The 12,385-nt window shown below is 64.6% G+C and carries 11 protein-coding genes; 1 reads left to right on the plus strand and 10 read right to left on the minus strand.

The annotated features are described in order from the left end of the window. Positions 1-266: 266 nt before the first annotated feature. Both AC5V87_RS33625 and AC5V87_RS33630 read right to left on the minus strand, forming a co-directional pair. Complete coding sequence (locus tag AC5V87_RS33625) at positions 267-1,460, minus strand: adenylate/guanylate cyclase domain-containing protein (RefSeq protein ID WP_456842813.1); 1,194 nt, start codon at positions 1,458-1,460, stop codon at positions 267-269. Positions 1,461-1,568: 108 nt separating this feature from the next. Further along, a complete protein-coding gene (locus AC5V87_RS33630) occupies positions 1,569-2,153 on the minus strand; it encodes a HutD/Ves family protein (RefSeq protein WP_456842812.1) in 585 nt (194 codons plus the stop codon). A gap of 240 nt (positions 2,154-2,393) precedes the next feature. Between AC5V87_RS33630 and AC5V87_RS33635 the strand changes: the two genes are divergently transcribed. Next, positions 2,394-3,206: a class I SAM-dependent methyltransferase gene (locus AC5V87_RS33635; protein ID WP_456842811.1), complete on the plus strand. Its 813-nt coding sequence runs from the start codon at positions 2,394-2,396 to the stop codon at positions 3,204-3,206. A gap of 24 nt (positions 3,207-3,230) precedes the next feature. On the opposite strand, the gene AC5V87_RS33640 is transcribed toward AC5V87_RS33635, so the two are convergent. The 8 genes from AC5V87_RS33640 to AC5V87_RS33675 all read right to left on the minus strand — a co-directional run bounded on the left by AC5V87_RS33640 (position 3,231) and on the right by AC5V87_RS33675 (position 12,186). Then, a complete protein-coding gene (locus AC5V87_RS33640; RefSeq protein WP_495369075.1) occupies positions 3,231-4,796 on the minus strand; it encodes a L,D-transpeptidase in 1,566 nt (521 codons plus the stop codon). Positions 4,797-5,019: 223 nt separating this feature from the next. Then, complete coding sequence (locus tag AC5V87_RS33645) at positions 5,020-5,238, minus strand: hypothetical protein (protein ID WP_456842809.1); 219 nt, start codon at positions 5,236-5,238, stop codon at positions 5,020-5,022. Between the two features lie 160 nt (positions 5,239-5,398). Then, entirely contained in the window at positions 5,399-6,094 is a 696-nt protein-coding gene (locus AC5V87_RS33650; protein ID WP_495369076.1) for an ABC transporter ATP-binding protein, read from the minus strand. Further along, positions 6,094-6,864, minus strand: a complete 771-nt coding sequence (locus AC5V87_RS33655) for an ABC transporter ATP-binding protein (RefSeq protein ID WP_456842807.1) — start codon at positions 6,862-6,864, stop codon at positions 6,094-6,096. Before AC5V87_RS33655 ends, AC5V87_RS33650 begins: the two co-directional genes overlap by 1 nt. Beyond that, complete coding sequence (locus AC5V87_RS33660; RefSeq protein WP_456842806.1) at positions 6,861-8,153, minus strand: branched-chain amino acid ABC transporter permease; 1,293 nt, start codon at positions 8,151-8,153, stop codon at positions 6,861-6,863. Before AC5V87_RS33660 ends, AC5V87_RS33655 begins: the two co-directional genes overlap by 4 nt. Beyond that, positions 8,150-9,097, minus strand: coding sequence for a branched-chain amino acid ABC transporter permease (locus tag AC5V87_RS33665; protein ID WP_456842805.1), 948 nt, complete (start codon positions 9,095-9,097; stop codon positions 8,150-8,152). Before AC5V87_RS33665 ends, AC5V87_RS33660 begins: the two co-directional genes overlap by 4 nt. A 120-nt stretch (positions 9,098-9,217) precedes the next feature. After that, positions 9,218-10,450 (minus strand): branched-chain amino acid ABC transporter substrate-binding protein, encoded by a 1,233-nt coding sequence (locus AC5V87_RS33670; protein ID WP_495369077.1) that lies wholly within the window; start codon positions 10,448-10,450, stop codon positions 9,218-9,220. Positions 10,451-10,749: 299 nt separating this feature from the next. Then, positions 10,750-12,186, minus strand: coding sequence for a lipopolysaccharide biosynthesis protein (locus tag AC5V87_RS33675; protein ID WP_495369078.1), 1,437 nt, complete (start codon positions 12,184-12,186; stop codon positions 10,750-10,752). Positions 12,187-12,385 lie beyond the last annotated feature (199 nt).

Consider the following 12,385-nt stretch of genomic DNA (forward strand, 5'->3'; position numbering starts at 1 on the left):
CTCGCGGCACAATCCTCCGCGTTCGCGCAGAGCGGCGCGGGTGCATCCAGGACGGGGTCCAGCATCGATTCGACCGGCACCGGTGGTGCGGCGGGAGCCGGCGCTTCGAGCCTCAATACGTCGTCGGACAACAATGGCGGTGGCGCGAACGCTCCGGCAAAGTCGTCAACGACGGACACAAGACAAAGCCAGGGTGGCCAGATCGCGCCGGGTGCCGGAACGACGGGAACAAACCGCAAATAGTCCGGCTGGATTGCGCCGAACGTTCAACCGGGAAAGGCGAACAGCTCGATCGGATCGCTGAAGCCGCGCACCTCGTATTTGCCGATGCGCTCCAGCTCGAACTTCGGCTGGACCAGCTCGGCGAAGTCGCGCGAAAGCAGCACGTTCCGCCCGATCTGCTTGGTCAGCGCCTCGAGCCGCGAGGCCATGTTGACGGCGGGGCCGATCACGGTGAAGTCGAGCCGGCTCATTGATCCGATATTGCCGTACATGACGTCGCCGACATGGACGCCGATGCCATAGTTCAGCGGCGCGCGGCCCGTGCCGTTGTTGCGCGCGTTCAGCGCGGCCATGGCCTCACGGGCTTCGCTGACGGCATGCAGCAGGTTGGCGCAGGCGCCCGCCTGGCTGAGTGGGAAGATCGCGAGCAGGCCATCGCCGATGAATTTCAGGATCTCGCCGCCGTGCTTGGCGATCGGCTCTGACATCGCGTCGAAATAATCGTTGAGGAGATCGATGACGTCGTCGCGCGGCCAGTTGTCGGAGATCTTGGTGAAATCCCGCAGGTCGCAGATCATGATCGCGGCGCGCACCGTGGTGCCGGCGCCGCGCCTCGTGGCACCGGCGAGGATCAGCTCGCCGGCGTGCGAGCCGACATAGGTCTCGAGCAGCGTTCGCGCCAGGCGGTTCTTGATGCGGATCTCGCTGACCAGCGCCAGCACCGGCAACACGTTCTTCAAGGCCGCGAGATGCGCCTCGTCGAAGCCGCCGGGCCGGTCGGTCGCGAAGGTGACGAAATGGCGCTTGCCGAGGGTGTGATGGAGCGGCCAGACGACGTAGTCGGTGAGGCCCTTCGCGCGCATCTCGTCATAGATCGCATGCTTGCGGCCGAGCGACGGATCGCCCTCGAGCCGTTCGCGTAGCTCGGTCGCGCCGTCCATCATTTCATTGATGGGGCTACCGATGAACTCGGATCGCTCGAGGACGTCGAAGTCCACCCGCGTGATCGTCGCCTCACGCATACCGTCCGACCACATGAAGCCCGCGCCGAGCCATTGCGGATGCTGGATCCGAATGTGCATCGTCGACCGCTTGAGCGGAATGCCGGCCTGCTGCAGGCGGATGCACATCTCGGCGAAGATGTTGTCGATGAAGCGCTCGTCGCGCGTGCCGTTGGTCAGCCAGTCGACGACGCCATCGGACAGCGTGGCGGAGGGTTTTTGGTCTGACGCGCTCATATCCTGCCCTTCGCGGCGGTCCTGCATTGGGGCAGATATCGTGCTCCGGCGCCGCCGCGTCAACCTGGCCAGTTGCGCAGATTGTACCCAGCGGCCGGGGCCGGCCGCTCAGCCGACGAGCTGGACCGACGCCAGCACCGCAAGTCCCGACACGAAGGTCAGCCTGGACGCCTCGGTCAGCTCGACCTTCAGCGTGCAGCCGCCGGGAATGACGAAATCCTCGCTATTGAGGCGAATGCCGCAATCGCCGGAAACCGCGTAAACCAGATGCGTGCCGGCGGACAATGGCCTTTCGCCGGGCTCCCTGAGCGCCGCCAGCGCGATCTCCGCCGCACCGCGCCGCGCCATCAGATTGACCACCTCGACGGGGCCTGCCTCGAGCGCGGTCACGATCTCGAGCTCGCCGGCGAAGCGCACGGTCGTGAAAGGCTCACGCTCGTCGAACTCCTGTCCGGGTGCTTTCAGCACCAGGCCGCGCCCGGCGACCACCATCTGCAGGCGGTCGATTCCGGGCATGTAGGAAAAGGGACCGGGCGCTACGATCGGCGTCGAGGCGAAGCGCCACAAAAGGCTATTCCAATCCTTCACCGGCGCGTCGGTGCGATGCGCCCCCGCGATGTCGGTGAAGATGCCGCCGCCGTTCTTCCAGGGCGAGCGGGTATAGTCTTCGGATGTCAGCAGCGTGGTTGTCATGGGATGAAGCTGTCTTGGCAAAACGGGCGAGCCGATGTCATCCGCGCATCATGCGCGCGATGAAACCGGCAACCGGCTATAGGCGCAACTCGCGCTACGGACAAGGCGCCCGCGCTGCCGCAATCCTCGATGAGCTTGCCGAGCTGTTCCACCGATGGCATCGCCAACCGGCTCAGCGCGCGGTGGAAGGCGAACCGTGGTAGCATAGAGCCTCGTGTCCGCACCTTCAGCGAGGCAAGCATGTCCAGCATCGACAAGGTTTTCGCCGGCTCGATTCCAAAAATCTACGACGAATATCTGGTCCCGATGATCTTCTCCGTTTACGCGGAGGACATCGCAAGACGCGTCGCGGCTCGCTCACCTGCCGTGCTGCTCGAGATCGCGGCGGGCACCGGTGCGGTGACGCGCGCGGTCGCGGCGGCACTGCCGCGCGGCGTCCGCTATGTCGCGACCGACCTCAACGAGCCGATGCTCGCGGTTGCAGCGCAGCGCCAGGCCGATGATGATCGCATCAGCTGGCGCCAGGCGGACGGCATGGCGCTGCCCTTTGGCGATGCCGAGTTCGACCTGGTCTGCTGCCAGTTCGGCGCAATGTTCTTTCCGGACCGCGTCAAGGCCTACGGCGAAGTGAAGCGCGTCCTGAAACGCGACGGCACTTTCGTGTTCAACGTCTGGGACCGCATCGAGGACAATGTGCTCACCGATGAAGCAACGGCCGCGCTCGCCAGGATGTTTCCCGACGATCCGCCCCGTTTCATGAGCCGGACGCCGCACGGCTATCATGACAAGGCGCTGATCAGATCCGACCTCGAACGTGCCGGCTTCCGCGGCATCTCGATCGAGACGCGCTCGGAGATCAGCCGCGCCCCGTCGGCCGACTATGTCGCGATCGCACTCTGCCAGGGCACGCCGCTGCGCAACGAGATCGAGGCCAGGGACGCCAGCAAGCTTCAGGCCGCGACGGATATCGTCGCCGAGGCGATCCGGACGCGCCACGGGCCGGGAGCGGTCGAAGGCAAGATTCAGGCGATCGTGATCGAAGCGCGGCCGTAGTCGCGCCCTTCGGAGGCCCGCCTCCTACCAGAAGCTCCGCGGCATCGGCTGCGCCGGCTGATAATATTGGTACTGGCCGCGGCGACGTGGATTGGCGGGCTGCACATACGGATCGCGCTGCTGGAAGAAGAAGCCGAAACCGTTGCCGCCATTGTCCCAGTAGCCGTCATCGCTGGCAACGTCCATCGGCGGTGCGGTCGGCTTGCGCGTGATGAAGCCGCCCTGCGGATGATTGCTCAGCACCGCGACGAATTCGGTGCGGTAGTTGGTCTCGCTGCTCAGCGGCTCGTCCGAGATGATGATCGACGAGCGCGGCAATGCGGTCGGCCCGATGCGATCCCAGACTTCCTGCGGGATGGTGATGCGATCGAGCGCGTTCCTGGCATTGTCGCCGTCGTCGATCGTGACCACGCTCCAGCGCAGGCCCGTATCGTTCTTCGCCATCGCCGTGAAGACATGCGTGCCAAGCGGCTGGTCGGGATTGCGGATGCTGACGGGAACCTCGATGCTGGTGTCGAACACCTCGCCGCCGCCGTCCGGCGCCGGCTTGTGGGTGTTCCGCCGCACATAGAGTTTCTGCGTCGACCGGCTGATGTAGACCGAGACCGGCTCGAGCGCGAGCTTGGCGTCGAGCGCAGCCTTCACGGCATCGGCCTTCCTGGTCGCCGCGATCTTGGCGGCTTCCTTGGTTGCGGCGACGGCATCGCGCTTCGGCTGCGCCGCGGCCTTGGCGGCATCGAGCTGGCTCGCCGCATCGGCAGCCTTGGCGGCCGCCTTCTGCTTCAGCTCCTCGGCCTTTGTCTTGGCCTGGTCGGTCTTGGCATTCGCAAGCAGCTTGTCGGCGTAAGCGTTCTCGGCGTCGGCGCGGGTCTTCTGCTGCTCCAGCTTGCGCAGCATCGCCGGGAGCGATTGCGCCTCTTTCGCCGCCGCGGCGGCGGCCCTCTTGGTCTCGTCCGCAGCGCGCGTCGCCTCCTCGGCTTCGGCCGAGAGCTTGCCGATGCGGCCTGGCGCTGCCGCGATGGCCTCCGGCTTCGGGACGAATAGCGAGGGATGAGTGAAATCGACCGGCGCTGCGTCGTTCGGCGAGATGATCACCCGCATTCCGATGTTGGTCTTGTCGAACAGGCCCTCGGCGAAGTCGAAGGGCATGCGCACGCAGCCGTGCGAGGCGGCATAGCCGGGCAGCGGCCCACCATGCAGCGCGATGCCGTTCCAGGTGATGCGCTGCATGTTCGGCATCCAGGCATCGTCATACATGGTCGAGTGGTGGTCCTTGTCCTTCTCGATGATGGCGAAGACGCCGGCCGGCGTCTCGCGGCCGGTGGTGCCGGTCGAGACCGGCGCCCGCAGGATCCAGCCGTCGGCGTCGTAAAAGGTGACCTGCTGGCTCTTGATCGATACGATCGCCATGATCGGCTCGCCGGCTACGCGCGGCGCCACCGCCTCGGCCGCCTGGCGGGCCTGCTTGGCCGCTTCGGCGCTGGCGGTCAACCCGGCCAGGGCAGCGATCGTCGCGAGCGCAACAAGTCCGGGGGTTCGCCAACGCCGCGTCGCCATCGTGGATTGCGCCGTCGTCATCAGGTCTTTCATGCCATACCCCGGTCCAATGCCAGTCCGCGCCCGTGCGTCGACCGCATGTCAGATTGCGGTCTTTGGATTAAGAATTCGCAGCCACCTTGCGTTCCGTATCTGGCGATATTCGGTCCAGTCCGGCGGCAAATCTCTCATATACGAGGGCCCGAAAAGGCGGAAGATGGTCCGGCGCCGGGGCTGGTCCGAGGCTGGCCGCGAATCACTGCGGCAGAATGTCCGGCTAGTGGGTCCTGCGCCCGATCAGCCGGGTCATTGCAGCGCCAAACAGGCCGAACAGCGCAAAGACCATGAGGGGCAGAGCGCGCGCTGCGGCCTGCGCGACCGGCTCATGCTGCATGATCAGCAGCACGGCGAACACGGTGAGGCTCAGCAGCGCGCAAATGAGCGCGGCGGCAACACCCAGCTTGCGCAAAACGGAAGCAAAGTCGGTGGCGGTCATGACCGGAACCCGGGCGAAGATGAACAAATCTGTGCTAGCGCCGTTTGGAGGCCGCACGATGTGACCGTCATCACACAGAGCCGTGTCATAGGCCTACCATGCCGGGCGCAGCCCGGGTGCAGCCCTGTCAGACTCCAGCGGAGGTCCTGTACTGTGAGCGTCAGACCTCGAGCCACTCTTGCCGCACGGCAGCATTCGCTTTGAGCGCGTCGGGCGTGCCCTCGAATACGACGCGGCCGTGGCCCATGATGTAGACGCGTTTCGAGATGCGCATCGCGATCGACAGCTTCTGCTCGACGAGCAAGATCGCGACACCGGCCTGTGCGATACGCGCGATGAGATCGCCGACCTGCTGCACGATCAGCGGCGCGAGACCTTCGGTCGGCTCGTCGATCATGATGAGATCCGGATCGCCCATCAGCGTGCGGCAGGTCGTGAGCATCTGCTTCTCGCCGCCGGACAGCACGCCCGCAGCCGTGTCGGCGCGCGCCGCGAGATTGGGGAACATGTCGAGCATGTCCTGCAATCGCCACTTGCCGGGACGGCGCGTGTCCTTGACCCCGAGCAGGAGGTTCTGGCGGACCGTCAGGCTCGGAAAGATGTCGCGATGTTCAGGCACATAGCCAAGGCCAAGCCGCGCGATCCTGTAGCTGGGAAGACCTGCGATATCCTGGCCCTTGAAGCGGATCGTGCCTTGCGGCGCGACCTCGCCCATGATCGCCTTGACCGTGGTGGAGCGGCCGACGCCGTTGCGGCCGAGCAGGCTCACGACCTCGCCGGCGGCGACATCGAGATCGACGCCCTGGAGAATGTGGCTCTTGCCGTAATAGGCGTGCAGATCCCTGACCTCGAGCATCAGTGCGCGTCCTCGCCCAGATAGGCTTCCTTGACCTTGGGGTCGCGGCGGATCTGTTCCGGCGTGCCCGAGGCGATGATGTGGCCGTAGACCAGCACGGAGATGCGGTCGGCCAGACCGAACACGACGCTCATATCGTGCTCGACGATGACGAGGGTCTTGCTCTCGGTCAGCCGGCGGATCAGCGACACCGCGCGATCAGTCTCGGCATGGCTCATGCCGGCAGTCGGCTCGTCCAGCATGACAACCGTGGCGCCGCTCGCGATCGTGATGCCGATCTCGAGCTCGCGCTGCTCGGCATAGGTGAGGAGCCCGGCCGGAACATCGCGCCGATGCGTCAGATGGATGTCGTCCAGGATCTGCGCGGTGCGCTCGCGCACTTCTGGCAGGTTGTCGACGTTCTTCCAGAACGCGTAGCGATGGCCCGTTGCCCACAACACGGCGCAGCGGACATTCTCCCAGACCGACATGCGGGCAAATACGTTGGTGACCTGGAACGAGCGCGACAGGCCGCGCCTGTTGATCTCGAAGGGCCGCAAGCCCGAGATCAGGTCGCCATTCAGCCTCACCTCGCCCGAGGTCGGCTTGATGTGCCCGCTGATCAGGTTGAACGTCGTGGACTTGCCGGCGCCGTTGGGACCGATGATGGCGTGACGCTCGCCTTGCGCGACGCTGAGATTGAGGTCGCGGATGATTCCGACATTGCCAAAACGCTTTTCGACGGCGCGGACTTCGATGGCCGCGCGCTTTCCAGACACCGCTCCGCTCATGCGAGATACCCCCGGTCACGGGCGACCGTTGCCGCCCTGTCCCACGCATCCGCAGTCCGCCGCCAGGTCAGCCGCGCGACGAATCCGCCGCCGATCACGAGAACCGCGGCAGCGACCCAAGTCACCGGCGATGTCGGCTTGAAGCCGACCCCTAACAGGTTGATGACTTCCCCGCCCGAATAGCGCGCGATGGTCTCGATGGTGAGAATGATTCCGCAGGCAAGCGCCACCGTCGGGACAACAGCGACGAGATAGGACGGGATCACCGTCCACAGCGTTCCGGCGCGCACCAGCGGCCGGTGCATCATCACCAGGCCCGCGATGCCGCCCGGCGAGAACATCACGATGCCGATGAAGATGATGCCGAAATAGAGCTGCCACACGCTGGTGACACTGGTCAGCCCGAGCTGCAGGTAAGTCACCAGGATCGCGCCGAGGATCGGGCCGAAGAAATAGGCGGTGCCGCCGATGAAGGTGGAGAATAGCACGAGGCCGGACTGGATCGCGCCGAGATAGGCGGAGTTGGCGATCTCGAAATTGATCGCGGCAAGACCGCCGGCGACGCCGGCAAAGAATCCGGCAAAGCAGAAGGCGAGATAGCGCACGACATGCGGATCGTAGCCGATGAACTGGACGCGCTCCGGATTGTCGCGGACGGCATTGCTGATCCGGCCCAGCGGTGTCCGGGTCAGCGCGTACATCGCGATCGCCGACAGCACGAGCCAGAACGCAATGAGGTAGTAGACCTGAAGCTGCGGCCCGAACGACCAGCCGAACATTTTTGGCAACGCGGTGCGGTCCGTGGTGATGCCAGACTCGCCCCCGAACACGGAGCGCAGGATCAGCGAGGACGACGCCACCAGCTCGCCGATGCCGAGCGAGATCATCGCGAACACGGTGCCGGCGCGCTTGGTCATCACCCAGCCGATGATAATCGCAAAGACGAGGCCGCCGAGGCCGCCGAACAGCGGAATGAACGGCAGCGGGATCGGCCAGCCGTGCGAGACCACGGCGTTCATCAGGTGGCAGGCAGCGAAACCGCCGAGGCCGTAATGCACGGCATGGCCGAACGACAAGAGCCCGGTCTGGCCAAGCAGGATGTTGTAGGACAGCGCAAAGACGATCGCGATGCCGATCAGGCTGAACGACGTCAGCGAACCGCCGGTGGAGAAGACCATCGGCAGGACGATCAGCGCGGCAATGCCGATCAGCCAGACGCCGTAGAAGCGCAGGCCGTCGCCGGCGGGTTTGTCTGCAATCTTGGATGTCGAAGTCTTCGTGGCGGTCATGTCTCGCGCGTCCCCATCAGGCCCATGGGGCGTACGATCAGAATGATGACCAGCAGAAGATAAGGCACGATCGGCGCGACCTGGGCGATGGTGACGTTCCAGATGTCGGTAAGGACGGACGGGCCCGCCGAGGGATCGAGCGGGCCGAAGGCGCTGGCGAGCGAGCCGTTCAGCGCGACCGCAAAGGTCTGGACCAGGCCGATGACCAGCGAGGCGATGAAGGCGCCGGGCAAGGAGCCGAGACCACCGAACACGATGACCACGAACAGGATCGGCCCGAGCGCCGCGGCCATGTCGGACTGCGTCACCAGGGCGGGGCCGGCAATGACGCCGGCAAGGCCGGCGAGCGCGCTGCCGACGCCGAACACCACCATGAACACACGGCCGACATTGTGGCCGAGATGCCCGACCATGTGTGGATGCGTCAGCGCCGCCTGCACGATCAGACCGACACGGGTGCGCTTGAGCACGATCAGCAGCGCGACAAAGATCACGACCGACACGGCCAGCATGAAGATCTTGTAGGCGGGATAGTTGGTCGAGAACACCGTGAAGGCCGGAAAGTCGAGCAGCGTCGGCACGCGGTAATCGACCGGGCTCTTGCCCCAGATCATCGACACGATCTCTTCGATCGCGAACGCGAGACCGAATGTCAGAAGCAGTTCCGCGACATGGCCATGCTTGTGGGTGTTGCGCAGGCCGTAGCGCTCCACCGCCATGCCGATGGCGCCGACCAGCAGCGGCGCCAGCACCAGTGCCGGCCAGAAGCCGATCCACTTCGTCAGCTGGAAGCCGAAGAAGGCGCCGAGCATGTAGAAGCTCGCATGGGCGAAATTGAGCACGCCCATCATGCTGAAGATGACGGTGAGTCCGCTCGACAGCAGGAAGAGCAGCATGCCGAACAGCACGCCGTTCAGGATCGAAATGACAATGAGTTCAAGCACAGCGCACTCATGGATATCCGGGGCCTGATGGCCCCGGCGAACATCGCCCAATCAAAAACAGTCCTGCTGCCGTCAACCCGCGGCCCATGACGGCCCGCGGGACAACGACAGGGTTCATGCTTACGGCCGCGCCATCTTGCAGGTCGTGGAGACCATGGCCTGCGGCGTGTCGATTCTGGAGACCAGATGCCAGCCCCAACCGGTGCTCTCCTCGTCGAACGGCTCGCTCTCGGTCAGCTTGCCGAACGAGGAGATGTAGATCGGTTGCAAGAACTGATGGTCGTCCTTGCGCATGATGCCCTGCCCGCCGTCGAGGACCTCGAACTTCAGGTCCTCGAGCGCCGCCGCCACCTTCACGGGGTCGATCGAATTGGCCTTCTCGGCCGCCGCCTTGAACATGCGCATCTCGTTGACCGCGCGCGGATACCACAGCGACAGATTGACCTTGGCGCGGAACGCTTTCTCGTAGTCCATCGCAGCCTTGTTGCCCGAATTCGCAAAGCCTTCGGTGATCTGGAAGACCTGATGATCCAGGCCGGTCTGCTTGACGGCAGTGGGACCGCCGGCGCCGCCGGCATAATAGGTGTACCAGTTGACCTTCAGACCGGCATCCGCCGCAGCCTTGAGCAGCAGCGCGAAATCCTGCCCCCAATTGCCGGTGACGACGCTATCGGCGCCGGACGCCTTGATCTTGGCGATGTAGGGCGAGAAATCCGTGACCTTCAGCAGCGGATGCAGCTCGTCACCCACGATCTGGATGTCGGGCCGTTTCGCACCCAGCATCTTGCGCGCATCGGTGCGGACCGACTGGCCGAACGAATAGTCCTGGTTGATCAGGTACACCTTTTTGATCGACGGCGCTTCCTTCATGTAGTTGGTGAGCGCTTCCATCTTGATGTCGGAGCTCGCATCCCAGCGGAAATGCCAATAGCTGCACTTCTCGTTGGTCAGGCTCGGATCTACCGCGGCGTAGTTGAAGTACAGGACCTCCTTGCCGGGATTACGCGAGTTGTTCTTGGTGACGAAGTCCGAGAGCGCCGCGGCGACGGACGAGCCGTTGCCTTGCGTGATGTAACGCACCCCGGCGTCGATCGCCTTCTGAGCCTGCACCAGGCTCTCCTGCGGATTGGTCTTGTTGTCGAGCGGGACGATCTCGATCTTGTGGCCGAGAATGCCGCCCTTGGCGTTGAGCTCGTCGGCCAGATACTGGAAGGTCTTCAAACCACCCTCGCCGACGCTGGCACCGCCGCCGGAGAGCGGATCGATATAGCCGATCTTGATGGTGTCCTCGGCCGACGCTGGTTGACCGAGCATCGGGGCGATCACGGCAATGGCCAATGTGAGCTTGCGCATTATTGTTTCCTCGCTGGCTATCGACTTTAGTCGATGGGTTTTTTGCGCAGGTTGCAGCGCATTTTCAAAACCCTAATGAGCAGAACGAACTTTGCTTTTCAAGCGCTACAGGACATGGCTCGGGCTGCCACCATGAAATCGTGATCCGGCCGCCTGACCTGTCTTCAGAATTCCGCGACAAGGAATAGAACGCAAGGGGAAATTCGCATGCGGCGGACAGCGGTACCGCCGGCGATGCTCTCCACCTAGAGCCAGTCGATCGGATCCTTGCTGTCTGCTTCCGGGTGCAATGCGCCGGGCTAGACCCCCAGCGCTTTGCGGTTGAAGGTCCGCACCAAGCGCAGCGACAGCGTCCGCACATTGGCGACGTTCAGCAGCCAGACGGCGGCAACGTAGGCAAGACCGCCGGCGAGACTCACGACGATGAGCGACACGGGTCCGGTGCCGCCGGCCTGCGATCGCGCAATCAGGATTGCAGCCGCCATCACGGCGGCGGAGGCGGCAATGCCGGCGAGGCGGTTGAGGTCGAACGGGACCGGATGGGCGCGGTGCATCAGCACGATAGCGACGAGGAAGCCGATGGCCTCGGTCGCAAGCGTCGCCAGCGCCGCACCGTAGAGGCCGTAGCCGGCGACCAGGACGAACATCAGCGCCACGCTCAGAACGAGCGTGAGGAGGGACTGCGCCGCCAGCATGAACGGCCGCTCGGCGAGCTGGAAGCTGATCTGGACATAGAACTGGTTGGCGATGCCGAAGAATCGCGCGAGCACGAGGGTCGGCAGCAGCGCCGACACGCCGGCGCGGAAGTCCACGCCGACGAGCGTGCCGGCGACCTGGTCGGCCGCGAGCGCAAGCCAGACCGCGACCGGCGCGACGACGACGAGCAGCAGCTCGAGACTTTCGGTCAGCCGCTCCCGCGTCGTCTCCTTGTTGTTCTCGGACAGTGACCGGAACACCAGCGGCACGGTCGCCGCGGCAACGCTGGAGGCGATCATGACCATGAACTGGCGCGGCAGATCGGCGGCGACGCCGAAAATGCCGGTGGCGTCCTTGCCGAGGAGGTAAGCCACAATGAGCCGGTCGCAAGCCGAGTAGACTGCCACGGACAGTCCGGCCAGCGTCAGCGGCAGACCGTAGCGGGCGAGCTGCATGAATTGGCTGCGCTGGAAGCGACCAATTTTGGTGCGGTCGCCTACGAGATTGAGAATGATGCCGGTGAGCGAGCCGAGGCCAAAGGCCGCCAGCAGCCCCAATCCACCCCAGCCGAGCCAGATGCCGAGGAGGCCGAAGCCGACGCTGGAGACGCTGCGCACGATCGAGATCGCGGCGAATCGATAGGGGCGCAGCTTGGCGCGCTCGAACTCCTGGCCGACATCGACCGCATTGGCCATGATCGCGACGAACATGCTGGCGAGCAGCAGCTCGATGCTGAGATCGCTGCGGAACAGGAACGCCAGCGGCGCAGTGGCGCAGAGCACCGCCGCCGTCAGCGCAAAGGCGACCATCGCCGTGCCGCGAAAATCCACCTCCGCCGACATCGCCTGATAGCGCGACACCGACAGCTTGATCCAGGCAAAGAAGATCGCGCCCAGAATGCCGGCAAGGCTGATGCCGACGACATAAACGCCGTACTCCGCGGGCGTCAGCAGGCGCGTGTAGGCCGTGACGGCGAAGAAGCCCACCGCCGCGGGCAGGATATAGGCGACGAGATAGATCGAGAAATGGCGGTTCAGCATGCGAGCACGGGACCGGCAGCAAGACGTTGGCGGCCGTTCATCAATGGGGCCTTGTCAGGGACCTTGGCGGAGCGAACGAACTGCGCCGCAGCATCGCTCAAGAGTGTCACATAAGTCTGGAGATCGGGCGGCGAATGCGGCTGAGCGGCCGCTTTCGCGCGTTAGCGTTAAATTTGCCCTGTCGTCGAAGCGCATTTTT

Source organism: Bradyrhizobium sp. SOJA106 (assembly GCF_059448745.1).